The 26,452-nt window shown below is 65.0% G+C and carries 25 protein-coding genes; 6 read left to right on the top strand and 19 right to left on the bottom strand.

Features of this window, described 5'->3' with window-relative positions; genetic code table 11:
* Positions 1-67 precede the first annotated feature (67 nt).
* The 6 genes from OU419_RS03015 to OU419_RS02990 form a co-directional block, all read right to left on the bottom strand.
* Entirely contained in the window at positions 68-631 is a 564-nt protein-coding gene (locus OU419_RS03015) for a phage baseplate assembly protein V (RefSeq protein ID WP_254470242.1), read from the bottom strand.
* A complete protein-coding gene (locus OU419_RS03010; protein WP_254470241.1) occupies positions 628-1,158 on the bottom strand; it encodes a hypothetical protein in 531 nt (176 codons plus the stop codon). The genes OU419_RS03015 and OU419_RS03010 overlap by 4 nt, the downstream gene beginning before the upstream one ends.
* A gap of 26 nt (positions 1,159-1,184) precedes the next feature.
* The gene (locus OU419_RS03005; protein WP_302328788.1) at positions 1,185-1,529 is read right to left on the bottom strand and encodes a phage holin family protein; all 345 of its coding nucleotides are present in this window, start codon (positions 1,527-1,529) and stop codon (positions 1,185-1,187) included.
* 427 nt (positions 1,530-1,956) lie between these two features.
* A complete protein-coding gene (locus OU419_RS03000) occupies positions 1,957-2,724 on the bottom strand; it encodes a class I SAM-dependent methyltransferase (protein ID WP_254470239.1) in 768 nt (255 codons plus the stop codon).
* Positions 2,725-2,866: 142 nt separating this feature from the next.
* Entirely contained in the window at positions 2,867-3,226 is a 360-nt protein-coding gene (locus OU419_RS02995; RefSeq protein ID WP_254470237.1) for a PA0613 family protein, read from the bottom strand.
* 20 nt (positions 3,227-3,246) lie between these two features.
* Entirely contained in the window at positions 3,247-3,456 is a 210-nt protein-coding gene (locus OU419_RS02990) for a TraR/DksA C4-type zinc finger protein (RefSeq protein ID WP_254470236.1), read from the bottom strand.
* 417 nt (positions 3,457-3,873) lie between these two features.
* Between OU419_RS02990 and OU419_RS02985 the strand changes: the two genes are divergently transcribed.
* A complete protein-coding gene (locus OU419_RS02985; RefSeq protein WP_254470234.1) occupies positions 3,874-4,644 on the top strand; it encodes an XRE family transcriptional regulator in 771 nt (256 codons plus the stop codon).
* Between the two features lie 107 nt (positions 4,645-4,751).
* Positions 4,752-5,078, top strand: a complete 327-nt coding sequence (locus tag OU419_RS02980) for a pyocin activator PrtN family protein (RefSeq protein ID WP_254470232.1) — start codon at positions 4,752-4,754, stop codon at positions 5,076-5,078.
* Positions 5,079-5,188: 110 nt separating this feature from the next.
* On the opposite strand, the gene trpE is transcribed toward OU419_RS02980, so the two are convergent.
* The 10 genes from trpE to OU419_RS02930 form a co-directional block, all read right to left on the bottom strand.
* On the bottom strand, positions 5,189-6,682 hold the full coding sequence (gene trpE, locus OU419_RS02975; protein ID WP_254470229.1) for an anthranilate synthase component I: 1,494 nt from the start codon (positions 6,680-6,682) through the stop codon (positions 5,189-5,191).
* A 130-nt stretch (positions 6,683-6,812) separates the two neighbouring features.
* Complete coding sequence (locus OU419_RS02970; RefSeq protein ID WP_254470228.1) at positions 6,813-7,634, bottom strand: phosphoglycolate phosphatase; 822 nt, start codon at positions 7,632-7,634, stop codon at positions 6,813-6,815.
* On the bottom strand, positions 7,634-8,308 hold the full coding sequence (gene rpe / locus OU419_RS02965) for a ribulose-phosphate 3-epimerase (protein ID WP_254470221.1): 675 nt from the start codon (positions 8,306-8,308) through the stop codon (positions 7,634-7,636). The genes OU419_RS02970 and rpe overlap by 1 nt, the downstream gene beginning before the upstream one ends.
* A gap of 193 nt (positions 8,309-8,501) precedes the next feature.
* Entirely contained in the window at positions 8,502-9,329 is an 828-nt protein-coding gene (locus OU419_RS02960; RefSeq protein ID WP_254470220.1) for an ABC transporter permease, read from the bottom strand.
* Between the two features lie 16 nt (positions 9,330-9,345).
* Positions 9,346-10,593, bottom strand: a complete 1,248-nt coding sequence (locus tag OU419_RS02955) for an ABC transporter permease (protein ID WP_254470218.1) — start codon at positions 10,591-10,593, stop codon at positions 9,346-9,348.
* A gap of 225 nt (positions 10,594-10,818) precedes the next feature.
* Positions 10,819-11,868: an ABC transporter substrate-binding protein gene (locus tag OU419_RS02950; protein ID WP_254470216.1), complete on the bottom strand. Its 1,050-nt coding sequence runs from the start codon at positions 11,866-11,868 to the stop codon at positions 10,819-10,821.
* Between the two features lie 68 nt (positions 11,869-11,936).
* Positions 11,937-13,046, bottom strand: a complete 1,110-nt coding sequence (locus OU419_RS02945; protein WP_254470214.1) for an ABC transporter ATP-binding protein — start codon at positions 13,044-13,046, stop codon at positions 11,937-11,939.
* Positions 13,047-13,234: 188 nt separating this feature from the next.
* Positions 13,235-14,272 carry an ABC transporter substrate-binding protein gene (locus OU419_RS02940; RefSeq protein WP_254470213.1) on the bottom strand — a complete coding sequence of 346 codons (1,038 nt, stop codon included), beginning with the start codon at positions 14,270-14,272 and terminating at the stop codon, positions 13,235-13,237.
* A 136-nt stretch (positions 14,273-14,408) separates the two neighbouring features.
* A complete protein-coding gene (locus OU419_RS02935) occupies positions 14,409-15,044 on the bottom strand; it encodes a response regulator (RefSeq protein WP_254470211.1) in 636 nt (211 codons plus the stop codon).
* Entirely contained in the window at positions 15,044-17,467 is a 2,424-nt protein-coding gene (locus tag OU419_RS02930) for a PAS domain-containing sensor histidine kinase (RefSeq protein WP_254470210.1), read from the bottom strand. The genes OU419_RS02935 and OU419_RS02930 overlap by 1 nt, the downstream gene beginning before the upstream one ends.
* 154 nt (positions 17,468-17,621) lie before the next feature.
* On the opposite strand from OU419_RS02930, the gene OU419_RS02925 reads away from it, so the two are divergent.
* Positions 17,622-18,677 (top strand): alpha/beta hydrolase family protein, encoded by a 1,056-nt coding sequence (locus tag OU419_RS02925; protein WP_254470208.1) that lies wholly within the window; start codon positions 17,622-17,624, stop codon positions 18,675-18,677.
* Here the strand turns inward: OU419_RS02925 and OU419_RS02920 are convergent, their stop codons facing one another.
* Genes OU419_RS02920 through OU419_RS02910 form a run of 3 tightly spaced genes read right to left on the bottom strand, consistent with a single transcriptional unit; the run spans position 18,678 to position 21,137 of the window.
* A complete protein-coding gene (locus OU419_RS02920) occupies positions 18,678-19,442 on the bottom strand; it encodes a DnaJ domain-containing protein (protein WP_254470362.1) in 765 nt (254 codons plus the stop codon).
* A 1-nt stretch (position 19,443) separates the two neighbouring features.
* Positions 19,444-20,118 (bottom strand): N-acetylmuramate alpha-1-phosphate uridylyltransferase MurU, encoded by a 675-nt coding sequence (gene murU, locus OU419_RS02915; protein ID WP_254470206.1) that lies wholly within the window; start codon positions 20,116-20,118, stop codon positions 19,444-19,446.
* Positions 20,115-21,137 (bottom strand): aminoglycoside phosphotransferase family protein, encoded by a 1,023-nt coding sequence (locus tag OU419_RS02910; RefSeq protein ID WP_254470204.1) that lies wholly within the window; start codon positions 21,135-21,137, stop codon positions 20,115-20,117. Before OU419_RS02910 ends, murU begins: the two co-directional genes overlap by 4 nt.
* Positions 21,138-21,266: 129 nt before the next feature.
* On the opposite strand from OU419_RS02910, the gene OU419_RS02905 reads away from it, so the two are divergent.
* From OU419_RS02905 to pdxA, 3 genes are all read left to right on the top strand, one after another.
* Positions 21,267-24,038 (top strand): LPS-assembly protein LptD, encoded by a 2,772-nt coding sequence (locus OU419_RS02905; protein ID WP_254470203.1) that lies wholly within the window; start codon positions 21,267-21,269, stop codon positions 24,036-24,038.
* Positions 24,019-25,311 carry a peptidylprolyl isomerase gene (locus OU419_RS02900; RefSeq protein WP_254470201.1) on the top strand — a complete coding sequence of 431 codons (1,293 nt, stop codon included), beginning with the start codon at positions 24,019-24,021 and terminating at the stop codon, positions 25,309-25,311. The genes OU419_RS02905 and OU419_RS02900 overlap by 20 nt, the downstream gene beginning before the upstream one ends.
* A gap of 125 nt (positions 25,312-25,436) precedes the next feature.
* A complete protein-coding gene (pdxA, locus tag OU419_RS02895; protein ID WP_254470199.1) occupies positions 25,437-26,429 on the top strand; it encodes a 4-hydroxythreonine-4-phosphate dehydrogenase PdxA in 993 nt (330 codons plus the stop codon).
* Positions 26,430-26,452 lie beyond the last annotated feature (23 nt).

The following is a 26,452-nucleotide window of genomic DNA, read 5'->3' as shown; positions in this document are numbered from 1 at the left end:
CCCATGACGAGTCTCCAGAAATGCAAAGGCCCGCGTATCGCGGGCCCGGGTTGAAAGACGAATGGATTCAGTGGGTATGGTGGTTGCTGTTGCCGGCGGCATCCATGATCGAGCCCGAGCTGGTGACGTTACCGTTCACCGTCAGCGTGCCTTCGATAGTCACCGGTCCCTGCAGCGCGATGCTGGCCGACTTCACGGTGACAGCCGCATCGACGATCTGCACCTGCGTGCCGCCCACTTTCAGCGTCGCGGTGCCGGTCGGCAGTTGCAGATCGTAGCGATGGGCCTGCCAGTCGTAGCTCAGCATCGCGCCATCGGGAAAGTGCCAGCTCTCGACCTCGCCACGGTTGTTCGGCGCAGCAGCAGCCGCACCGAACAGGCCGGGCACGAAGGTGCCCAGAGCAGCGCTGCCCGAGGGGCTGAGCAGTACGCCCTGCTCCCCCAGGCTGGGCGCGCGCCAGTGTCTCGCGGCGCCAGCGGCCTGGGCATGCCAGCGGACCCAGGCGCTGGTCCAATCGCCCGAACGCACCCGTACCCGCGCTGCCGCAAGGTCCACCGCCACCACCTCGCAGGGCATGATCAAAGCGGCGAGCATGCGGTCATGCTCGGCGCTCACGTAGTCCTGGTTCATTGCATGGACTCCGGCGAGAAGTAGTCGCCCTCATGGCCCGGCCCGGTCTCCGGGTCGAAGCCCAGCACCAGGCTGCCCGGCGGCTGGTCTTCCCACGGCCACTCGGGTTCGCCCAGCAACAATGGCTGATGCCACTCCACCAGCCAGACGCGGCAGTTGGCCAACGCAGCGGCTCCGTCATCCGGCTGCGCGTGGATCAGGCTGACCGCCTCCAGCGGCAGCCCCCAGTCCTGCGCCCGCAGCGCGACCAGCAGGGCTGCGACGCTGCGCAGCGCCAGCACTTCCGCAGTCGCGTCGTCGCGCGCCAGCAGGATGCGTGCCTGCATCCGGCACAGCAGCGCGGTCTCGCCGCTGCCCGGGTCCCGGCCAGGCACCATTTCGGCGAACTCCAGCGCGAGCGCCGGCAGCGTCGCCGGCACTGCCAGCAGCGGCCCGCGCACGATGCTGGCGATTTCCGGAAGCCTCGGCGCGAGCGTCTGCTCGATCGCCGCCAGCAGCAGATCCGGGGTCAGGGGTTGATCACTCATGAAATCTCCTTGCCAATGGCGCTCTGTCAGACCTGGTTGCGATCTTCCGGCGGCAACTCGCCGATACCCAGCCGGCGCGCCGCCCAGCGTTCATAGAGGCTGACGGCGATCTCCGCGCCGGCCGCGGCAGTCAGGCTGCCGATGGCGGCGGCCAGCATCAGCGCCGCGCCACAGGCCATCGCCAGGAACATCACCGCCACGCCGCAGATGATCGACGCCCCCGAGCGCAGGGCCAGGCGCCGCAGCAACCTCCAGCCGTTGAGGCCGGCCTTGTCGGCCCGCCACATTTCTCCGCTCACGCCGCCCGCGGCGGCGAGCAGAATCAGTACCCACACCGGCATTTCCGCCAGGGTCTGAGATTCGTTGCCCATTGGCTCACCTTGAATAAAGACGCCCGGGACCGGGCGAAACCGGCGACTATCAGCCGACCGGGGATGACTGTCGGCAGGGCCGACCGCCCCGGCTCAGCGCACGGGGCAAAAAACGCGGGAATGAAAAAGCCCGGCTCGATGGCCGGGCTTTGCGTGTTTCGCGTTGTGCTCTCTGGGGATGCACCTTTACAAGAATGACTACTTTTTACCCCCCGATTCCCGCCGGAACAAGGCCTCTCGGGCAATGCACTGCAATAGGGGGGCGATGTACCGGCAACGCCCTTGCATATACCCCGACGCTGCGTCGCAAACGTCCGACGACGATGCTCGCCTGCCGCGCCTAACCGCTCGGCGAGTCTTGCGCCAGGAATGAAAAAATGCGGCGCACGCCCGAGAGCGCCGCCGCATTGTTCATATCGTTCAGGGCTTACTGGAAACGCGCGAAGTAGTCGCCACCGCCCACCTGGCGAGCCAGCAGATACCCCATCTGGCCGATGTCGAAGCTTTCCGGCGTGGCAGCCTCACCCTTGCGCACGATAATGAAGCCGTCATTGACGACGACCTCGTCGATCAACTGCGGGTGGCTGACGCTGGCCAGGAGAATCTCGATCACCAGGTTGGCCAGCGATTCCTTGCCGGCGAAGGGCTTCTTCAAGCCCTCGACCTCGACCGCCTGGTGCGCCCAGGCCCAATCCTCGATCACATAGCTGCCGCCGGCCTTGAGCCGCGGGAACAGCGTGTTGAACGAGATGCGGGTTTCCGAGAGGAAGTGCGAAGCGTCATCCACCACCAGGTCCAGCGGCTCACCGGCGAACTCGGCATCGCAGATGGCATTCAGGCGGCCACTGTCGGCCTGGTTGACCCCATAGAACGCCTTGACTCGCCCGGCACCATGCTCGGCGATATAGCGGTCCAACTGGGCCGCCGGCTTCTCCATGAAATCGATGGCGACCAGGTGCGCCGGCTGGAAGAACTCATTGAGGAAGACCGTGCTGCCGCCACGGAAGATGCCCAGTTCGAAGATGTTGCGCTGCCGCTGGGTGGCGAGGTGCTCGACATACTTGTCGATGTAGCGACGCGGTTTGCCGAGGATGTAGCCGTCCGCCTCTTTCAGGAAGAACAGGTCGGACAGTCCCCGGATAGTCTGAAAGACATGGCTGCGGATGGTGAAACGATGATCGTCCCAGACAAGCATTGAAGGTCCTCTTCCGATACTTCTTATCGTTGATTATCGGCGGTCGTGCTCGACCGCCATCGGAGCGTCGCACTGCGCGCTACTGTATCGGCAATTGGACAAAAGATCAGCCGCGGAGGCGCCCCGCTGCCGGGGCGCCCGCTCAGGCCACGCGGCGCATGAGCCGCGACTGGATGGTCTGGTGCGCCACGTGCAGGCGCAGGTAGAAGGTGTTGCGGCTGCAGCGGCAATGCCGGTACTTCTGCGAGGCTTCGCTGTCGCGGTTGAGGTAGTGCTCGGTCACGACCTGCTTCTGCTCCTCGGGCAACTGGTTGACGATCAGGTCCAGCTCGCCGACACGGTCGAGGATCACCCGGCTGCCTCGTGTGCCGCGCACCATCTCGCCCTTGTTGGCCATCATCATCGCCAGCAGGTTGCCGCCGGCATAACCGCCTCCGGCACTGCCCGGGTTGTGCAGTTCCTCGGCCCAGAGCTTGAGCATTTCATCGATCGGCTTGATCACGTCGCATCCTCCAGGGCGGCTCAGTGCCGCCGCTCCAGTTCATCCAGGGCCTGGCAATCGATGCAGCGCGTGCACCCGGGTGCGGCCAGGCGGCGCGCCGAGGGGATGTCGTCGCCGCAGTCCTCGCAGAACTCGGCGGAGCTGGTGAGCGTCACGCTGCGCCGGCTGTGCAACATGTCGTCGAGGCGTTCCAGCATCAGGTCGTTGGCGTAGTCGGCGATGTCAGCCATGACGCACCTCCGCTTCGGCGGTGCGGGCGTGCCGCATGGCACGGTAAGGGTGTTGATTCATGAAGGTCCTCCTGGCGACGCCTCCTCCGTGGTCGCCGAGCCTTCGGCCGCCCTGTGGTGGTCAGTCGCGATCTGTTCGTCGCGGACGCCAGCTCGTCGTGGCAGCGTCCCTTGCCGGTGCGCGGGCGGCGCCCTCCTGGCCCACCCGCGCCCTTCAGCCTGCACCGCGCATCACGGTCTACAGGCAACCCGAGGCATCCCTGCCGCGGCGGCGGGAAGTCGTCCACTTCCCCTCAGCCCGCGAACCGGGGTTATCTCGGCTCGATGGGCTGCTGGCTTTTATGATTACAACCATAGCTATAATTAGTCAACACCAAAGCTATTTACAGCCTACAACCCAGGATGTAGAGTGCCTGCATGGACAAGAACCCCTCATCGACGCTGGCCGACCGCCTGAAACAGGCGATGGCCGCACGCAACCTGAAGCAGGAAACCCTGGCCGAGCTTGCCGGGGTTTCGCAGAACACCATCCACAAGCTGACCTCGGGCAAGGCGCTGAGTACGCGCAAGCTGATCGAGATAGCCAGCGCCCTGGGCGTTTCGCCGACCTGGCTCGGCACCGGCGAAGGCATCTCGACGCCATCGGTCGGCGGGCCGACAAGCCGGCCCGCCGATGGCAGCCCGCTGCAACTGGAACCGCTGCATCCGTGGGATAGCGAAACACCGCTGGACGAGGACGAAGTGGAATTGCGCCTGTACAAGGAAGTGGAACTGGCGGCCGGCGCCGGCCGTACCGCAGTACGCGAGATAGAGGGGCGCAAGCTGCGTTTCTCGTACGCCACGCTGCGTGCCGCGGGGGTCGATCCGGCGGCGGCGATCTGCGCCCAGCTCACCGGCAACAGCATGGAACCGCTGATCATGGACGGCTCCACCATCGGCATCGATACCGCCACCACGCACATCACCGATGGCGAGATCTACGCCCTGGAGCACGAGGGCATGCTGCGGGTGAAGTTCGTCTATCGACTGCCCGGCGGCGGCATCCGCCTGCGCAGCTTCAACCGCGACGAATACCCCGACGAGGAGTACCCGCCGGAGCAACTGAACAGCGGGCAGATCCGCATGATCGGCTGGGTGTTCTGGTGGTCTACCGTGCGCCATCGCCGCGCGCCGACCCTGGTCCGCTGATCCTCGATCGCCGTTTCGGCGGGGATTTTTCCTACAAACGATTGCACCAAAATACAACCTGGGCTATATTTCTTCTGTCGCTACAACCATCGGAACAGGAGAGTCCCATGCAGCCGACCGCAGAAGTCCGCCACGCACCGCGCCCGGAAACGGTACATCTGGTCTATCAGATCTTCGGAGACGTGCTGGTGCCGCTGGAGCAGGTACGCGAGCGCTGGTTCCGCAACCTGAACCGGGAGAATTTCAGCAAGGCACTGTCCTGCGGGCGGATCGCCCTGCCAGTGACCACACTGGACGACAGCCACAAGGCGATGCAGTACGTCGCCGTGGATCACCTCGCCGCCTATGTCGAAGAACGCTCGCAGCAGGCAGACGCGGCCCTCGCCCACCGCAAGGCGAACCTGCGGGTGGTGGAGCAGCGTCAGGCGAGCTGATACTGCCGCCCCATGTGCCCGGCGCCGGTACGAAGGACGCCCGGTGAGCATCTCCCGAGACGCAATGAAAAAAGCCCCGCCAAAGCGGGGCTTTTTCGTCGGGCGGAAACTCAGCCTTTACCGTGCAGGCGCGCGGTGTGCTCGGCCAGCGCGACAGCGCGGAACATGGCGCGGCGCTTGTTGATGGTTTCTTCCCACTCCGCCGCCGGCACCGAGTCGGCAACGATGCCGCCGCCGGCCTGCACGTGCAGTTCGCCGTTCTTGATCACCGCGGTACGAATGGCGATGGCAGTGTCCATGTTGCCGTTCCAGGCGAGATAACCCACAGCGCCGCCATAGACGCCCCGCTTGACCGGCTCCAGCTCGTCGATGATTTCCATCGCGCGAATCTTCGGCGCACCGGACAGGGTGCCGGCTGGCAGGATCGCGCGCAGGGCGTCCATCGCGCTCATGCCTTCCTTCAATTGGCCGTTCACGTTGGAGACGATGTGCATCACGTTGGAATAGCGCTCGATCACCATCTGCTCGGTGACTTTCACGGTGCCGGTCTGGGAAACGCGCCCCACATCGTTGCGGCCCAGGTCGATGAGCATCAGGTGCTCGGCGATTTCCTTGGCGTCAGACAGCAGGTCGTCTTCCAGCGCGCGGTCAGCTTCCTCGGTAGCGCCACGCGGACGCGTGCCAGCGATCGGACGCACGGTGACTTCGCCATCTTCCACACGCACCAGCACTTCCGGCGAACTGCCGACGACGTGGAAGTCGCCGAAATTGAAGAAGTACATGTAGGGCGTCGGGTTGAAGCAACGCAGGGCGCGGTAGAGATCGATGGGCGCGGCGGCGAAGTCGATGGACATCCGCTGCGATGGCACGACCTGCATGCAGTCGCCGGCGAGGATGTATTCCTTGATGGTGCCGACTGCACGTTCGTAGTCCTCGCGGGTGAAGCTGGCGCGGAACTGCGGCTCCGGCGCGTTGACGGCGCCGAAGTCCAGGCCACGGCGCGGGGTGATCGGCTGGCGCAGGCGCTCCAGCAATTCTTCCAGGCGCTCCAGGCCCTTGTCGTAGGCGTCGGCCTGGTCCGGGTCGGCGAGGACAATGGCGTGCATCTTGCCGGCCAGGTTGTCGAACACCACAACGGCATCGGACACCATCAGCAGGATATCGGGGTTGTTCAGCGGGTCGGGATTCGGACACCGTGCCAGGCGCGGCTCGACGTAGCGCACGCAGTCGTAGCCGAAGTAGCCGACGAGCCCGCCGTTGAAGCGCGGCAGCCCCGGCAGGGTCGGTACCCGATAACGCTCCTTGAACGCTTCCACGAAGGCCAGCGGATCGGCGCACTCGAAACTTTCGGTCTCGACGCCATCGACCTTGATGTTCGCCTGGTGCCCGTAGACCCGCAGCACGGTACGGCTCGGCAGGCCGATGATGGAGTAGCGCCCCCATTTTTCGCCGCCCTGCACGGATTCGAGCAGGTAGGTGTTGGGGCCGTCGGCGAGCTTCAGGTAGATCGACAGCGGGGTGTCGAAGTCGGCGAGGGTTTCGCAGGTCAGCGGAATGCGGTTGTAGCCTTCGGCGGCCAGGCGCTGGAATTCTTCGCGGGTCATGATCAGCCTCGTGGAATAGGAGCCTGTTTCGCGCTTTGCGGCTCTGCCGGCGCGCGGCGGAGGGTCAACAGGCTCTGAGGGGAAACGGTCTTGGGTGCACACACGCGCCGGGCGAACCGGCCAGGGGATGTCAGGCGCGCCAGCGCCAGCGGGCCAGGGCCTTGATGACTTTCATCCAGAGCGTGTGGGGAGCCGTATCCACGGTGCGGTCTCGCTGAGAGGGGTTGGAGCAGGTGTCGGGCAACACTATCGCGTTGCCGGAACCGAAGCAAGGCAGCAGTTGGCGCAGATCGTCCACCACCACGGTGGGAGCTTCCTCGGCGATCGGACGACCGTGGTTGTAGCCGTAGGTCAGGCCCACGCTACGCACACCAGCAGCCTTGGCGGCGAGGATGTCGTTGCATGAATCGCCGACGAACAGGGACTCGTTGGCGCTGACACCGGCCATCTTCATCACGAACAGCAACGCGGCCGGGTCCGGCTTCTGCTGCGGCAGGGTGTCGCCACCGATGATCCAGCGGAAGAACTTGCCCAGCTTTTTCTCGTCGAGCAACGGACCGACGAAGCGTTCGGGCTTGTTGGTGATCAGCGCCAGCTCGACACCCTGTTTCTTCAGCCACTTCAGGGTGTCCACCACACCGGGATAGACCACGGTGAACTCGTGGCTGTCGGCGTAGGCTTCCATGAAGAGTTCGAGGGCGCGCTCGGTGTCTTCCTCGCTCACGCCGTCATGCTCTATGCCGCCGGCCAGGGCGCGGCGCACCAGCACTCGGGCACCGTTGCCGACCCAGTGGCGCACGGCGTCGAGGCCCGCGGGCGGGCGGCCGAGCTCCTGCAGCATTTTATCCACCGCAGCGGCGAGGTCGGGAACCGAATCCACCAGGGTGCCATCCAGGTCGAACATCACCAGACGCGGCAGATGCCCGGCGAACAGCGGTTGCACAGCGCTCATCACTTGCGCGCCTGCGCAAGCTCGGCGTGCATGGCGCGGATAACCTCTGCGTAGTCCGGTGCGTTGAAGATGGCGGAACCGGCGACGAAGGTGTCGGCGCCCGCTTCGGCGATCTCGCGGATGTTCTTGACGTTCACCCCACCGTCGATTTCCAGGCGGATATCGCGCCCGGAGGCATCGATCAGCGCACGGGCTTCACGCAGCTTGTCGAGGGTGCCGGGAATGAACTTCTGCCCGCCGAAGCCGGGGTTCACGCTCATCAGGAGGACCATGTCGATCTTGTCCATCACGTATTTCAGCGCATCCAGCGAAGTAGCCGGGTTGAACACCAGGCCGGCCTTGCAGCCACCGTCCTTGATCAGTTGCAGGGAACGGTCGATGTGCTGAGAGGCCTCCGGGTGGAAGGTGATGTAGGTGGCGCCGGCTTCGATGAAGTCGCCGATGATGCGGTCAACCGGGGAAACCATCAGATGGACGTCGATGGGCGCGGTGACGCCGTACTTGCGCAGTGCCGAGCAGACCATCGGGCCGATGGTGAGGTTCGGCACGTAGTGATTGTCCATCACGTCGAAGTGAACGATGTCGGCGCCGGCGGCGAGCACCTTGTCCACGTCCTCGCCCAGACGGGCGAAGTCGGCGGAAAGGATCGACGGAGCGATGGCGTAGGGTTGCATGGCGCACCTCTGTGGGCGGAATCACGATTGGCGCGCATTGTAGCCGCTCGGACGGCTCGAAGGGGATCGCACCGATGATTGCACCGATGGCCGATACGGAAAGTGCTGAATTGACAGGGCGAAAAAAGATCGCGGATCGATCCCGCCGCCGTGGGTGAGCACGGCGACGGAACCGTCCGCGAAACACTGTGAATCAGGAAGTCGGGGCGGTACGCAGTTTCTCGCTGCGGCCGCGCAGCCACTCAAGGGTGAGCAGGAGCAGGACGGAGAAGCCGATCAGCAGGGTCGCCGCGGCGGCGATGGTCGGGCTGAGGTTCTCGCGGATGCCGCTGAACATCTGGCGCGGCAGGGTGGCCTGCTCGGGGCCGGCGAGGAACAGCGTCACCACCACTTCGTCGAACGAGGTGGCGAAGGCGAACAGCGCGCCGGAGATCACCCCGGGGGCGATCAGCGGCAGGGTGACCTTGAAGAAGGTCAGCACCGGCGGCGCGCCCAGGCTGGCGGCGGCGCGCACCAGGTTGTAGTTGAAGCCCTGCAGGGTCGCGGACACGGTGATGATGACGAAAGGTACGCCCAGCACGGCGTGCACGATGATCAGCGAGATGTAGCTGTTACCCAGGCCCAGGGGCGCGAAGAACAGGTAGCTGGCCACGCCGATGATCACCACCGGCACCACCATCGGCGAAATCACCAGGCTCATCACCAGCGCCTTGCCGCGGAACTCGCCACGGGTCAGGCCGATGGCCGCCAGGGTGCCGAAGACCATCGCCAGCACGGTCGCCGCCGGGGCGACGATCATGCTGTTGGTCAGCGAGCGCATCCACTCCGCGGAGTTGAAGAAGTCGGCGTACCAGCGCAGGGAGAAACCCTGCAGCGGATAGACCAGGAAGGTGCCGGAGTTGAACGACAGCGGCACGATCACCAGCACCGGCAACACCAGGAACAGCAGGATCAGGCCGCAGAGGATGCGCAGGGTGTAGAACCACACGCGTTCGACCGGGGACATGTACGGGCTCAGCATCTTCTTGTTCTCCTCATCAGCCCAGGCGCAGGCGGCTCGCGCCGACCAGCCAGCCGTAGATCACGTAGAGCACCAGGGTGGCGAACAGCAGCAGGCCGCCCAGGGCCGTGGCCATGCCCCAGTTGATGGTGGTGTTGGTGTAGAAGGCGACGAAGTAGCTGACCATCTGGTCGTTCGGGCTGCCCAGCAGCGCCGGGGTGATGTAGTAGCCGATCGACAGGATGAACACCAGCAGGCAACCGGCGCCGACACCGGCCACGGTCTGCGGGAAGTAGACCTTCCAGAAGCTGGCGAACGGGTGACAGCCCAGCGAAATCGCGGCACGCATATAGCTCGGGGAGATGCCCTTCATCACGCTGTAGATCGGCAGGATCATGAACGGCAGCATGATGTGGACCATCGAGATGTACACGCCGGTACGGTTGAACACCAACTGCAGCGGCTGATCGATCAGACCCATCTTGAGCAGCGCGCCGTTGATCAGACCGCCGGACTGCAACAACACGATCCATGCGGCGACGCGTACCAGGATCGAGGTCCAGAACGGCAGCAGCACCATGATCATCAGCAGGTTGCTCTTGCGCGTAGGCAGGTTGGCCAGCAGGTAGGCCAGCGGGTAGGCCAGCAGCAGGCAGATCACGGTGATCACCGCGCCCATCCAGAAGGTGCGGGCGAAGATGTCCAGGTAGATCGACTGGTCCGGCGTGGCGCGCGCGATCTCACCGAGATCGTCGATACGGTGGTCGACGGCGGCCAGCAGGTAATAGGGGGTGAGGTGGCTGGCGTTGCGACGGATCGCCTGCCAGTACGCCGGGTCGCCCCAGCGCTCGTCGAGGGCCTCCATCGCATCCTTGTAGGACGCCGGCTGCTCCTTGAACGGCAAGGCGCGGGCGGTCTTGGCCAGCAGGCTGCGGTAGCCGGCCAGCTCCATGTTCAGGCGTTTGGAAAGGTCGCCGATGGTCTGGTTCTTGCGCGCGGCAACGAGGTCTTCGCTCAGCGCCTTGTACACCGCATCCGAAGGCAGCGACTTGCCGTCCCATTCGGAAATGGCGTTGACGGTCAACGGCAGCGCGCCGACGACCTCGGGGTTGTTCACGCTCTTGTAGAGCAGCGCCGCGATGGGCACTAGGAAAGTCAGGAGCAGGAAGACCAGCAGGGGCAGGATCAGCGCCTGGGACTTCAGACGGTTCATCCGCTCCGCGCGCGCCAGGCGCTGCTTGAGGGTAGGGCCGGCGACCTCGTTCAAAGACACAGCGGTGGCCATAGCGAACTCCGGTAAAACAGGCCGCCCGGGAGCGGCCAAGGTGTGGTGTTTGGCGCAACCGCCGGAAAGGGCCGGCGGTTGCGGTCCGTCGCGGCCCTGGAGGCCGCGGCGGTCCGGGCTTGCAGAACTGGGCGAACGTTTCTGGCCGGAGCCCTGCCGCTGACAGTACCTGTCAGTACGGCAAGGCCTGGCAACAACGCCAGAACAGTTTTTTGCTGGCGCCCCTTACTTGGCGGCCCAGGCGTTGAAGCGCTGTTCCAGTTGCTCGCCGAAGTCAGCCCAGAAGGCGACGTCCATACCAACCTGGTTCTCCATGTTTTCCGGAGTGGTCGGCATGTCCTTCAGCAATTCCTTGTTCAACAGCGGAACCGCGTTCTTGTTCACCGGGCCGTAGGCGATATTCTCCGAGTAGATCTTCTGCTGCTCGGGTTTGACCGAGAAGGCGATGAACTTCAGGCTCTCGTCGGTCTTCTTGGCGCCCTTCGGGATGGCCCAGGCGTCGAAGTCGTAGATGCCGCCGTTCCAGACGATCTTCAGGTTGCTCTCCTTCTGCACAGCGGCGATGCGGCCGTTGTAGGCGGAGCTCATCACCACATCGCCGGAGGCGAGGTACTGCGGCGGCTGCGCGCCGGCTTCCCACCACTGGATGCTCGGCTTGATCTCGTCGAGCTTCTTGAAGGCGCGGTCCTGGCCTTCCTTGGTGGCCAGCACCTTGTAGACGTCCTTGGGCGCAACGCCGTCGGCCATCAGGGCGAATTCCAGGGTGTACTTGGCACCCTTGCGCAGGCCGCGCTTGCCCGGGAATTTCTTGGTATCCCAGAAGTCGGCCCAGTTGGCCGGAGCGGTCTTGAGCTTGTCGGCGTTGTAGGCCAGCACGGTGGACCAGACGAAGAAGCCCACGCCGCAGTTGGTCACGGCACCCGGAACGTAGTCCTCGGCCTTGCCGAGGATAGCCGGGTCGATTTCCTCGAACAGGCCCTCGTCGCAGCCGCGAGCCAGTTCCGGCGATTCGACTTCCACCAGGTCCCAGGAAACGCTGTTGGTATCGACCATGGCTTTCACCTTGGCCATCTCACCGTTGTATTCGCCGGCGACAATCTTGTTGCCGGTGGTTTTTTCGTAGGGCTCGTAGAACGCCTTCACCTGGGCGTTCTTGTTGGCGCCGCCGAAGGACACCACGGTCAGGTCGGTCGCGGCCATTACCTGGGCCGCGCAGGCCAGGCCGACACTCAGTGCCGCGAGCTTGAGACCCGCTGCTTTCAAGGACTTCGACATTATTGTTCTCTCCACAGTGTGCAGGTTTGTTTTTCTTGGATGCGTCCGGGAGTGGCCGGAGCGCGCTGTCACGCCGCCGATAGCGGATCGAGCGCGCGCACGTGCTCGACTTCCCAGCCCAGCGGTACTACGTCGCCAACACTGAGCGCGGGGTCGAGCTCGGCGATCGGCTGTTTGACGAAGAAATCGGTGCGGCCACAAACCTCGAGGCGGATACGCACGTGATCGCCAAGGTAAATGAACTCGGCCACGCGACCGGAGAAGCGGTTCACGCAGTTCTCGCTACGGCCGTTCAGGCGCACGCGTTCCGGGCGGATCGACAGGCTGACGGTGTCGCCGATTTCGCCGACGTTGACTGCCAGTGCCTCGACCTTCTCGCCGCGCGCCAGGCTGACGGTGCAACGCTCGCCGTCGCGGGCAGCCAACTGGCCGGCGATGCGGTTGTTCTCGCCAATGAAGTTCGCCACGAAGGAGTTGCGCGGGTGTTCGTAAAGCTCGGCCGGCGGCGCGATCTGCTGGATCTCGCCCTGGTGGAAGACGGCCACGCGGTCAGACATGGTCAGCGCTTCGCCCTGGTCGTGAGTCACATAGACCACGGTGACGCCCAGGCGCTGGTGGATATGCTTGATCTCCATCTGCATGTGCTCGCGCAGTTGCTTGTCGAGCGCACCCAGGGGTTCGTCCATCAGCACCAGTTGCGGTTCGAACACCAGCGCGCGAGCCAGCGCCACGCGCTGCTGCTGGCCGCCGGAGAGCTGGCCCGGATAGCGGCCGCCGAAAGCGTCGAGCTGCACCATCGACAGCGCGCGCTTGACCCTCTCGCTCACGTCGGTCTTGCTCATGCCGCGGACGCTGAGCGGGAAGGCCAGGTTCTCGGCCACCGTCATGTGCGGGAACAGCGCATAGTTCTGGAACACCATGCCGATGTCGCGCTTGTGCGGGGGGACGTTGTTGATCGCGCGGCCGGCGAGGAGGATTTCACCGGCGGTAGGGGTTTCGAAACCGGCCAGCATCATCAGGCTGGTGGTCTTGCCGGAACCGGAAGGCCCCAGCAGCGTCAGGAATTCGCCTTTGCGAATGTCCAGATTGAGGTCCTTCACGATGAGAGATTCGCCGTCGTAGCTCTTCTGCACGCCACGGAAGCTGACCAGTACATCGTTTGCCTGATTCTCGGCCATAACCGCACCTTTGTTTTTTTGTAATGCCGTTGTTCTCAAGCCTAGAGAAGCCAGGGCACCACGCAAATCGGGCGGTATGAGAGATTGCTATAAGGCTTAGAGATGATGCTTTGTAGGGATTGCCCTACAAAACATGGTGAATTGAACTGGCGGACCCGCCGCGCCAAGGCGGGTCCAGACAATCGGCCTCAGCGCTTGGCCCAGGCCTGGAAGCGCTTCTCCAGCGCGTCGCCGTGTTCGGCCCAGAAACTCACATTCATGCCGACCGCATTGGCGATGTTCTGCGGCGCTGTCGGCAGGTTGGCGGCTACGTCCGGCGCCAGCAGCTCGACCGCCTTGCGGTTGGTCGGGCCGTAGGCAATGTTCTCGGCGAAGGCCTTCTGCTGCTTCGGCTGGCTGGCGAAATTGACGAATTGCTCGGCCAGTTCCTTCTTGAACACGCCCGACGGCAACGCCCAGAAGTCGAAGTCGTAGATGCCGCCAGTCCAGACCATGCGGAAGCCCTTCTGCTCGCCCTGCGCGGCGGCGATGCGGCCGTTGTAGGCGGAGCTCATCACCACAGTGCCGTCGGCGAGGTCGCGCACCGGATCCTGGCCGGATTTCCACCAGTTGATGTAGGGCTTGAGTTCGTCCAGCTTGCGGAACGCGCGGTCGACGCCATCGTTGGTGGACAGCACCTTATAGACATCCTTGGGCGCGACGCCGTCGGCCATCAGGGCGAATTCCAGGCTGTACTTCGCTCCCCACCGAAGCCCGCGCTTGCCCGGATACTTCTTCACATCCCAGAAATCGGCCCAACTGGCAGGAGCACCTTGCACCTTGTCCTGGTTGTAGGCGAGCAGCGTGGTCCAGACGAAGATGCCAATGCCGCAAGGCTGCACGGCACCGGGAACGAAGTCGGCGAGATTGCCCACGGTCTTCTGGTCGAGCTTCATGAACAGCCCTTCCTCGCACCCGCGCGCCAGCTCCGGTGCCTCGACTTCCACAACGTCCCAGGACACATGGCTGATCTCGACCATGCGCTTGAGCTTGGCCAGATCACCGTTGTAGGAGCCGTGCACGACAGCATTGCCGGTGGCTTCCTTGAATGGCTTGTAGAAGGCCTCTTCCTGTGCGGCCTTGTTGGCGCCGCCAAAGGAAATCACCGTGACGTAGTCCCCCAGCGCCGGCATCGCGACGCTCCCCAGCAGGCCGAACAGCAGCCCTCCCCTTACCGCTCGCAACATCTTTTTCTTCTCCTTGTTGTGACGACCGGCAATCATTCCTTGCCTCACGCGTGCAAGGTAGACGGCTTGTCACAAAAATCGGAAACGTCGCACAGAGCGAGGCGAAAAAACCTGCAGTGGAATGGAGAAAAGTGGCTCAGACGAGCTTGTGCTCCATCGCGTAGCGCACCAGGTCAGCGACCGAGTTGGCGCCGAGCTTCTGCATCAGGCGCGCCTTGTGGGTGCTGATGGTCTTGCTGCTGACCGCCAGTTGCTGGGCGATCTCGTTGACGCCTTCGCCATGTACCAGGCGCTCGAACACCGAGAACTCGCGTTCGGACAACAAGGCATGGGGCGGGCGGGCGTCGGTCAGGCCGACCTCGAAGACCATCCGGTCGGCCAGATCCGGATCGATGTAACGGCCGCCGCTGGCGACCTTGCGGATCGCCGTGAGCAACAACGCCGGGTCGCTGTCCTTGGTGGCGTAGCCGGCGGCGCCGACCTTCAACGCGCGGGCGACCATCTGCACTTCGTCGTGCATCGAGAGCATCAGGATGGCCGGAGGACTGCTCAGCGCGCGGATGCGCGGAATGGCTTCCAGCCCGTTGACACCGGGCATCGAGATATCCAGCAGCACCACTTCGCAGGGCGTCTGGCGCAGCGTCTCGAGCAGTTGCTCACCGTTGGTGGCCTCGCCCACTACCTGCAGGTCCTTGGCCATGCCGATCAATTGCTTGATGCCCTCGCGGACGATCGTATGGTCTTCAGCCACCAGCACTCGAATCACCGCCATTACTCCCGTTCTTGGTTGTCGTTATCCTCGCCCAGAGGGATCCGCACCCACAGCGTGGTGCCCTCTCCCGGCTGGCTGTCGATGTGCAGCGTCCCGCCGAGCATCAGCACGCGCTCGCGCATACCGACCAGCCCGAACGACGCACCCTGGCGTGCGGCGCTCGGATCGAAACCCACGCCATCGTCACCGATGCGCAGGCAAAGCTCGTCACCCTCGACGCTCAGTTGCAGTTCTACAGTATGCGCCTGGGCATGGCACATGACATTGGTGAGCGCCTCCTGGAGTATGCGGAACAGGCCGATGGCCTTGGCATCCGCCAGCGCTGGCGGGTTCTCCGGCACCTGCACCAGGCAAGGGATCTGCGTGCGCGCCTCGAAGCGCCGAGCCTGCCACTCCACCGCCGAACCGATACCGGCGTCGAGGATCGGCGGGCGCAACGCCGTGGCCACATCACGCACCAACTGAAACAACTGGGCGATCAGGCGTTTCATGTTGCCCAGCCGTTCGCTCAGGCCGCCATCCAGCTCGCCATAGGCCAGCTCGCACATCGACGTCTCCAGCTTGAGCACCGTCAATACCTGCCCCAGCTCATCGTGGACCTCACGGGCGATCCGTGCCTTCTCCTCCTCCCGCACGCTTTCAAGGTGCGCGGACAACTCCCGCAGCTGCGCACGCGACTCACCCAGTTCCAGCTCGATCTGCTTGTTCTCGGTGATGTCCCAGACCACGCCGTCCCATGCCAGGCGACCGTCTTCCAAGTGTCGCACAGTAGCCTTGATGTCGACCCAGCGCGGCTCACTGGCGCGGGTCAGGATGCGCCCTTGCCAGTGCCAGTTGCTGCCGCTTTCCACCGCCAGCAGTTGGCTGGCGAGATAGCTTTCGCGCTCCGACGGATGCACCAGCCCCATGATGCCCAGCCCGCTCTCGCGCAGATAGCCGGGCGTGTATCCCAGGGCGGTTTCGCTGCCGCCAGTGATGAAGCTGATATAGGCGAAATCGGAATTGTCGTCCGGGGCGCTGGGCTCCAGGCGGAATACCAGCCCCGGCACGTTGGCGGCGATGCCCTGCAGACGAGCCTCGCTCTCTTCCAGCGCGGCGCGTGCGCGACGGCGTTCGGTGGCATCGCTGAGGAACACCAGCAGGTATTCGGAGCCACCGAAACGCAGGAAGCTCAACGACACATCCACCGGCAGCCAGCGGCCGCCGGCGCACAGGCACTGCGTCTCGAAATTCAGCGGCGCCTCGTCGCTGTTGCGCGCGCGGCGCCAGAGGTTGAGCCAGCGGTCCATGTCCAGCCCAGGCTCGAAGTCCGCCAGGGGGCGGTCCACTACAGCGCCGGGTGCGTATCCCAGCATCTCCTCGGCGGCGCGGTTGGCATAGCGCACGTGGCTGTCCCAGTTGACCCAGAGGATACCCACCGTGCTGCTGTCGATGGCGAACTGGGTGAGCCGCAGCGCTTCTTCCGCGGCCTGGCGCAGTTCGATATCGCGCCGCACCGCGAGCAGGCGAGACTCCAGGGCATTGTGCTGGCGCCGAAGCCAGAGCAGCGTTGCCAGCGCGAAGGCCAGCAACAGGCCCAGCAGAATGCAGAGGTTCTGCCAGAAACCGGGGGACTCGCCGAGACGCGGATAGCTCGGCTGCAACCAGCGCTCGTGAAGCCGGTCGAGGTCCTTGGCCGGCAATGCACGCAACGCCACATCGATGATCGACGCCAGCTCCGGCAGGTTGTGCCGGGTGGCCACGCGCAGCAGTTGCGGATAGCCGATGTCGGCGACCACCACGAGGCCGGTGAACTCGGACTCACGGGTGAGCCGGGCGAGTTGCGCCTCGTCGATCACCGCGAACTTCGCCTCCTGGCCGAGGACCTTGCGCAAAGCCTCGCGGTCGCTGTCGGCCACTTGCAGCGCCAGCCCCGAATAGGTGCCGCGCAGGTAGTCCACCACCGCGCCGGGCCCACGCACCGCCACCGACTCGCTGGCGCCGAGCGACTCCAGCTCCACCGAGCCGGCGCCGCGATCGCCCACAACCAGCCGCGGCACCCGCAGGTAAGGGTCGGAGAACAGCCAGTGCCGAAGGCTGGACGGCGTCTGCGTCACTCCGGGCGCGAGGTCTACCTCGCCGTCGCGCACGGCCCGCTCCAACGCGGTCTGGTCGGGGAATGTGCGCCATTGCAGCGTCACACCCATAGATCTGGCCAGCCATTCGAGCAGCTCGACGTTTGCCCCGGACAGTTGCTGGAGCCGGCGATCCTGCTGGACGTAGGGCGCCTCGAGCACCGCGCCGACGCGCAATTGCGGATGATCGGCAAGCCAGGCGCGCTGGGCCTCGTCCAGCGCCAGCGACGGCGGAATGCTCTGCGCCGCGGCCGCCAACGGTAGACAGAACAGCCAGAACAGCCAGGCTTTGCAGAACAGACGACGCATGCCGATAACACCCCGATGATGGATTCGAGCCAAGAAGCAGCCGGCATACCTTACAGCAACCCCGTTGGAACCCGGCACGGGCTATGCCTGACAAACCAGATAACAGCCGTTAGGCTGGCCGCACTCGCGACCGCCGACCAGATGGATATCGCCGATGCCGCATTTGCCCCGCCCCACCCTGCTTGCCCTGTGCCTGACGCTCGGGCTGTCGCCCTTGCAGGCGGCGCTGGCTGAAGACGCCAGACCCGCCACCGAGGAAAAGCCCGCGGCCGCGCCGGCGCTGCGTCCGGACGTGAGCGAGCGCAGCCAGGACGAAGCCTGGGGACTATCGCGCCAGTTGCCGGAACACGAGCGGCAGATGCTGCAGGCAGGCGACGAAAGCTTCCTCGCCCTCTGGCTCCCGGCCAACCGCGCAGACGCCGAAGGCGTGGTGATCCTGGTGCCTGGTGACGGCGAAAGCGCCGACTGGCCGGTAGCGATCGCCCCCCTGCGGCGCAAGCTGCCGGACGCCGGCTGGCAGACCCTGAGCATGACCCTGCCCGACCCGCAGAGCACCGCACCGGTGCCGCGCCCAGTGGAATCTCCCGACAGGGCCAGCGCCGATACTGATGCCAGTGCCACCGACAGTGCCAGCAAGCCTGAGGTCACCGGCAGCGCGGGTAGCGCCACGCCAACGCCGGAGAGCACCGCCGAAGCCGGTAGCGCGGAACCGGCCCAGGCCAGCCCCGAGGAAACCCCGCCGACACCGACCGACCCGGTCGCCCTGCGCAAGGCGCATGCAGAGCGCGTGCTGGCGCGCATCCAGGCTGCCGTCGAGCTGGCCGAACAGCACAAGCCAAAAACCATCGTCCTGCTGGGCCACGGCACCGGCGCCTATTGGGCCAGCCGTTACCTGGGCGAGCGCACGCCTACCGATATCAGGAACCTGGTGATGGTGGCGGCGGAAATGCCCCGCGACTTCCAGCCGTCGCTGGAAGACAGCGTGCCACTGCTCAACCTCGCCACTGGCGACTTCTACTACAAGGACAATCCGGCCGATCGCGAGGCGGCCCGCCTGCGGCTACAGGCCAGCAAGCGGCAGAAGTCGCCCAACTACGTGCAGATAGGCATGAAGGCCCTGCCCGCCGACCTCGCCAGCGAACAGGACCAGCTCTACCGCCGCGTGCGCGGCTGGCTGTCGATGCACCTGGAGCCCATCGAGCGCCCCTGATCAGCGGAAGCCACGGCGCTCGCGCACCAACAGGTAGGCAGCCTGGATCTCGCGGGTCTTTTCGGTGGCCGCGGCAATTCGCTCGGGGCTGGCGCCCAGCCCCTCCAGCTTGTCGGGGTGATTGAGACTGATCAGGCGACGATAAGCACGCTTGATATCCTCCGGCTGCGCATCCGCTGCAACGCCCAGCAGGCGCAGCGCCTGGGTATACGACTCGCGGGGGGTAACAGGCGCGCGCGGCGGTTCGGCACCGGCTGCAAGCGCCAGGATTCGCGCCCTGGGCACCCCCAGCAGCTCGCCCCATTGCAGGATCAGGCTCTTCTCGGTGGCCGCTGGCGCCCCGGCCGCCCAGGCCATCCGCCAGCAGGCCTGCAGCAAGCCTTCGGCCGTGGCGTCCTGGCCGCGCCGCTGGCGCAGGCCGATGTCCAGCAATTCGCCACCGCTCTTGCCACGCCCGAAGGCGTCGATCGCCTGGCGGCGAGCGGCGTCATCGAGGCGCAGGCGGAGCATTTCCGCCCGCGCCTGCTGGATATGCGCGTCCATCACCCGGCCACGGCTCTTGGCCAGGCGCCCGAGCAGCAGGAACAGCAGCTCGCGGTCATCGACACGCGGCCCGCCGCGCAACTGCTCCAGCAGGCCGCGCCAGGACCGCACCGGCAGGCGCCGGTCCAGCACCTGGCCGAGCACCGCGCCCAGCATCGCACCGGGAATGCTCGCCAGCGCCCAGCCAGCGACGACACCCACCAGAGTGCCCGGCCAGAACACCTCAGGCACCCGCCAACTGGCGCTCGACTTCCGCCAGACGCTCGTGGGTGCCGACATCGATCCAGCGCCCACGATGATGCACGCCACTGACACGACCGTCCGCCATCGCCTGGCGCAGCAGCGGCGCCAGCTTGAAGGCAGTTGGCTCGCAGCCGTCGAACAACGCCGGATGCAGGATCGCGATGCCACTATAGGTGAGACTCGGCTCACCCTCGCGGTAGTCCTCTACCCGGCCACCGCTCAGGTGGAAGTCCCCCCGCGCGTGGTGGCCGGGGTTGTCCACCAGCACCAGGTGGGCAAGATCGCCTCCGGCCAGCGCGCCGTGCAGCTCGGCGTAGTCGAAGTCGGTCCAGATATCGCCGTTGGCGATCACGAAGGGAGCATCGCCCAGCAACGGCAGCGCACGGAAGATGCCGCCGCCAGTTTCCAGCGGCTCGCCTTCGGGCGAGTAACGAATGCTGACACCAAGCCGCGCGCCGTCACCGAGATGATCCTCGATCTGCTGGCCCAGCCAGGCATGGTTGATCACCAGTTGGTCAAACCCCGCGCGCCGCAGCGCCTGCAACTGGTACTCGATCAACGGCACACCGCCCGCGCACACGAGCGGCTTGGGCGTATGCAGGGTCAACGGACGCAGGCGCTCGCCCTTGCCCGCTGCGAGAATCATGGCTTTCATGCGGGGTGAGTCTCGTCGTTGGGCAGGCTGGCCAGCAACCCGGCGAGGTCAGCCAGTTCCGGGCGGCGGGCAATGACGTTTTCCAGATAGCGGAAGAATCGCGGGACGTCGCCCAGGTAACGTGGTTTGCCATCGCGGTGGCAGATGCGCGCGAAGATGCCGATCACCTTGAGGTGGCGTTGCGCGCCCATCAGGTCGCTGGCGCGCAGGAAGTCCTCGAACCGATCGGGCAACGGGATGCCGGCAGCTTGCGCCTTGCGCCAGTAGCGCGAAAGGCCGTCGTGAACGCGCGGTTCCGGCCAACTGAGGAAGGCATCCTTATATAGACAGGTAACGTCATAGGTGACCGGCCCGTAGACCGCGTCCTGGAAATCGAGTACCCCGGGGTTCGGCTCGCTGAGCATCAGGTTGCGCGGCATGTAGTCGCGATGCACCAGCACCCGTGGTTGCTCCAGGGCGCTGCGCACCAGCAGGTCGCAGGTGCGCTCCCAGGCCGCGAGCCGCTCGCCTTCCAGGGTCACGCCCAGATGGCGTTGCAGATACCAGTCGGGGAACAGTTGCAGCTCGCGGCGCAGCAGGGCTTCGTCGTAGGCCGGCAGCCGCTCGGCGACGTCCACCTGCTGGAAGGCAATCAGCGCGTCGAGGGCATCTTCGAACAGTTCCTCTGCGTTCTGCTGGTTGAGCACATCCAGGTAGGTCTGGCGCCCGAGATCGTCGAGCAGCAGGAAGCCCTGCTCGGTATCCTCAGCAAGAATCTTCGGCACATGCACGCCCGCCTCTGCCAGCAGGCCGGCAACCTTGACGAAGGGCCGGCAGTCTTCCTGCGGCGGCGGCGCATCCATCACGATCAGGCTGCGGCCATCGCCCTGCCAGCGGAAATAACGGCGGAAACTGGCATCGCTGCTGGCCGGCGTCAGGCCGGCCTCGGGCACCTCGCCCCAGCCTTCGGCGGTGAACACTGCGGGCAAACTCAAGTCCAACCAGCGGATCATCTGCTGGTATCGGGCATCCTGTGTCATCTTCTGGGGTTCTCCACGGCCCTAGCCGTTGCGCGGGTCATGCTTTATTATCCAGCATCTTTTTGAGCCCATCGAGAGGCGTGCGGCCCGCACCGGGCCGATGGCTCGCAGGAAGCCCGGATTAACAAGATGGCAGTGAATTTCCCCGTGTTCCGTAGAAAATTCCCCTTGCTGGTGACCGGTAGCCTGTTGGCGATCCAGCCGCTCGCGTCCGTGACCGCGGCACCCGGTCAGCAATTCGCCTGCCAACCCACGGCCTCCGGCTCCTGGGATTGCTCGGCACAGGACAGCAGCAGCAAGATCCCGCGTCCGCAGCACGGCGCCACCTCCGTGAGCGCCGGCGGCAGCACCGTGTCCGCCAGCGGCCAGAAGTCCGGCAGCACATCCGCCTCAGCGGAGGAAGAGCCCAAGCAACTGGTCACTCAGTCCGGCGGCCGCGGCCTGAAGTCGCGTAGCAACGACTACAGCCACCTCGACTGGATTCCCCGCGACAAACTGACCTCGGCTCAGCTCGCGGAGATCGGCCCGTATTGCGACGGCGCCTACATCGAGCCGATCCGCCCGGGCATGAACGACAAGACGCCGAACGACGAGGCACCCACCTACGTCTCGGCGAAAGTGTCCCGCTACGAGCAGGAAAAGCAGATCGCCACCCTCGCGGGTAACGTGGTCCTGCGCCAGGGCAGCATGCAGGTGGAGGCCGACGAGGCCAACCTGCACCAGGCCGAGAACCGTGGCGAGCTGGTCGGCAACGTCAAGCTGCGCGACAACGGCGCCCTGATCGTCGGCGATCACGCCGAGCTACAACTGGACAACGGCGAAGCGAAGATCGACAACGCCGAATATGTCATGCACCAGGCGCAGGTACGCGGCAGCGCGCTGTACGCCAAGCGCCAGGAAGACGCGATCATCCAGCTCAAGGACGGCACCTACACCCGCTGCGAGCCCAGCAGCAACGCCTGGTACGTCAAGGGCAACAACATCAAGCTGAACCCGGCCACCGGTTTCGGCACCGCGACCAACGCGACCCTGCGGGTGAAGGACATTCCCGTCTTCTACACCCCCTACATCTACTTCCCGATCGACGACCGCCGCCAGTCCGGCTTCCTGCCGCCGTCGTTCGCGTCGTCCTCCGACACCGGCTTCACGCTGACCACGCCGTACTACTTCAACCTGGCGCCGAACTACGACGCCACGTTGTATCCGCACTACATGGTCAAGCGCGGCCTGCTGATGGAAGGCGAGTTCCGCTACCTGACCCACAGCAGCGAAGGCCAGTTCAACGCGGCCTACCTGAACGACAAGAACGACGACCGCAAGGACTTCCCACAGTACACCGATACCCGTTGGCTGTATGGCTGGAAGAACGTCAGCGGCCTGGATTCCCGCTTGCTGGCGCAGGTGGACTACACCCGCATCAGCGACCCGTACTACTTCCAGGACCTGGACACCTCGCTGGGCATCGGCGCGCCGACCTACGTGAACCAGCAGGGCATCCTGACTTACCGCGGCGACAGCTATACAGCCCGTCTGAACGCGCAAGCCTATCAACTGGCGACCGTGACCGACGTGACGCCATACGATCGCCTGCCGCAGCTCACCCTCGATGGCAAGCTGCCGTTCAACCCGGGCGGCCTCGACTTCACCTACGGCTCGGAACTGGTGCGCTTCGACCGCGACCTGGACGAAGGCTTCTATCGCCGCAACGACACCGACCCGACCCTGTACGCGCGCCCGGACACCAACATCGCCGGTCTCGCCCGTGCAACCGGCGACCGCGCGCACTTCGAGCCGGGCGTGAGCCTGCCGATGTCGCGCAGCTGGGGCTTCCTCAAGCCCACCGTCAAGGCGATGTACACCAAGTACGATCTGGACCTCGACGGCAAGGGCAAGGCCACGCTGCCGAGCTACATCAACTACGAGACCAGTCCGGACCGCTCGCTTGGCCTGGCCAAGCTGGACGGCGGCCTGTACTTCGACCGCGACACCACGTTCGCCGGCACCAAGTTCCGCCAGACTCTCGAACCGCGTGCGATGTACCTTTACGTCCCGTACGAGAATCAGAACAACCTGCCGACCTTCGACACCGGCGAGTTCACCTTCAGCTACGACTCGCTGTGGCGTGAGAACCGCTTCACCGGCAAGGACCGCATCGGCGACGCCAACCAGCTATCCCTTGGCCTGGGCTCGCGCTTCATCGAGGACGACGGTTTCGAGCGCGCCTACATTGCCGGCGGGCAGATCTACTACTTCAGCGATCGCCGTGTGCAGTTGCCCGGCCTGACCGAGGACGATCTGCGCGCCAGCGGTGCGAAGAACCCGGACGCCGATACCTGGCGCTCGCCGTACGCGCTGACCGGCGTGTACCGCTTCGACCACGACTGGTTCGTCAGCTCCGACTACAACTGGAACCCCAACACGCACCACACCGACAACGGCAACCTGATGTTCCACTATCAGCCGGAAGCCGATCCTCGCAAGGTGCTCAACGCCGGCTACCGCTATCGTGCGGACAGCAAGCGTTTCAACCCGAATACCGGGCAGTTCGAGTACGGCAGCGACGAGTACAAGATCGAACAGCACGACTTCTCGTTCATCTGGCCGGTACTGCCGCAGTGGGCCGCCATCGGCCGCTGGCAGTTCGACTACAACAACAGCCGTACGCTGGAGGCCTTCGGTGGCTTCGAGTACGACAGTTGCTGCTGGAAACTGCGCGTAATCAACCGCTACTGGGTCGACTACGACGACGAAGAGTACATCACTTCGACGTCCAAGTCCGACCGTGGCGTCTTCCTGCAAATCATCTTGAAAGGCCTTGGCGGCGTGGTTGGCAACCAGGTGGAAGGCTTCCTCGACCAAGGTATCCAGGGTTATCGTCAACGTGAAGACAATGCTATGTAAGGCCCTGCGCCCGCTGATGCTGGGCGCGCTGTTGGCAAGTTCCGTCGTACAGGCCGAAGTGGTTCCGCTGGATCGCGTGGTCGCCATCGTCGATAACGACGTGGTGATGCAGAGCCAGCTGGACCAGCGCCTGCGTGAAGTTCGCCAGACCATCCAGAAGCGTGGCGCCCCACTGCCGCCGGAACATGTCCTCACCCAGCAGGTGCTCGAGCGCCTGATCATCGAGAACATCCAGCTGCAGATCGGCGACCGTTCCGGCATCCGCATCACCGATGAGGAGCTGAACCAGGCCATGGGCACCATCGCCCAGCGCAACAACATGAGCCTGGATCAGTTCCGCGCAGCCCTCGCTCATGACGGCCTGTCCTACGACGACGCCCGCGAGCAGGTACGCCGCGAGATGATCATCAGCCGCGTACGCCAACGCCGTGTGGCCGAGCGTATCCAGGTCAGCGAGCAGGAAGTGCAGAACTTCCTGGCGTCCGACATGGGCAAGATCCAGCTCTCCGAAGAGTATCGCCTGGCCAATATCCTGATTCCGGTTCCCGATGGCGCTTCGCCCGAAACCGTGCAGGCCGCTGGCCGTCAGGCTACCGAGCTGTACCAGCAGCTCAAGCAGGGTGCGGATTTCGGCCAACTGGCGGTTTCCCGCTCGGCGGGCGACAACGCCCTGGAAGGCGGCGAAATCGGCTGGCGCAAGGCAGCCCAATTGCCCTCGCCGTTCGACAGCATGATCGGCACTCTGGCCGTGGGCGATGTCACCGAGCCAGTCCGTACGCCGGGTGGCTACATCATCCTCAAGCTGGAAGAAAAGCGCGGCGGCAGCAAGATGCTGCGTGACGAAGTGCACGTCCGCCACATCCTGCTCAAGCCCAGTGAAATTCGCAGCGAAGAAGAAACCCAGCGCCTGGCCCAGAAGCTCTACGAGCGCATTCAGGCTGGCGAGAGCTTCGGCGAACTGGCGAAGAAATACTCCGAAGATCCGGGCTCCAAACTCAACGGCGGCGACCTGAACTGGGTCGATCCGGAGTCGCTGGTACCGGAATTCCGCGAAGTGATGAACAACGCGCCGCAGGGCCAGGTCACCAAGCCGTTCCGCTCGCCGTTCGGCTGGCATGTCCTGGAAGTTCTGGGTCGCCGCGCCACGGACAGCAGCGACAAGTTCCGCGAGCAACAGGCCGCCCAGACCCTTCGCGCACGCAAATACGATGAAGAGCTGCAAGCCTGGCTGCGCCAGATCCGCGACGAAGCCTACGTCGAGATCAAGCTGTAAGCCGCGCCCGTCGCTACAAGGAAACCCGGCCCAGGCCGGGTTTCTTTTTGCCCGTCGAACGCTTCGTCGTAGAGTAGTCCCATCCGTCTTCCCGGCCCGAACGGCCAACGATTCGAGAGTGCCAGATGAACAGCCCACGCCTCTTTGCCCTGACCCCCGGCGAACCCGCCGGCATCGGCCCCGACCTGTGCCTTCTGCTCTCGCGGGAAGCGCAGCCCTATCCGCTGGTGGCGATCGCCAGCCACGCGCTGCTGGCCGAACGCGCCACCCAGTTGGGACTGGACATCACGCTGCAGAAAGTCGGCCCGGGCACATGGCCCAACCAGCCGGCCGCAGCCGGTTCGCTGTACGTGTGGGACACCCCGCTGGCCGCGCCGGTGGAGCCCGGCAAGCTGAACCCCGGCAATGCCGCCTACGTGCTGGAAACCCTGACACGTGCCGGCCAGGGCTGCATTGATGGGCACTTCGCCGGCATGATCACTGCGCCGGTGCACAAGGGCGTCATCAATGAGTCCGGCATCGCCTTCTCCGGCCACACCGAATTCCTCGCCGACCTGACCGCCACCGCCCAGGTGGTGATGATGCTGGCCACCCGTGGTTTGCGCGTTGCCCTGGTGACCACTCATCTGCCGCTGCGGCAGATCGCCGATGCCATCACCCCGGAACGCCTCGAACGGGTCACCCGCATCCTCCACGCCGACCTTCGCGACAAGTTCGGCATAGCCAATCCGCGCATTCTGGTCTGCGGCCTGAACCCCCATGCCGGCGAGGGCGGGCACCTCGGCCACGAGGAAATCGATGTCATCGAGCCGACGCTGGAGCGCCTGCGCACGGAGGGCATGCAACTGATAGGCCCGCTGCCGGCCGATACCCTGTTCACCCCCAAGCATCTGGAGCACTGCGATGCGGTCCTTGCCATGTACCACGACCAGGGCCTTCCGGTGCTCAAGTACAAGGGTTTCGGCGCGGCAGTGAACGTGACGCTGGGCCTGCCGATCATCCGCACTTCGGTGGACCACGGCACCGCGCTGGACCTCGCCGGAACCGGCCGGATCGACAGCGGAAGCCTGCAGGTCGCACTGGAAACCGCCTACCAGATGGCCGAGGCCGGGCGCTGACCCGGGCATTCCGTTCGGCCAGC

Origin of the sequence: Pseudomonas triclosanedens, assembly GCF_026686735.1 — a bacterium.
Taxonomy (GTDB): Bacteria; Pseudomonadota; Gammaproteobacteria; order Pseudomonadales; family Pseudomonadaceae; genus Pseudomonas; species Pseudomonas triclosanedens.
Note: the sequence above shows the minus strand (reverse complement) of the source record. Positions and strands in the feature narration are given on the sequence as shown.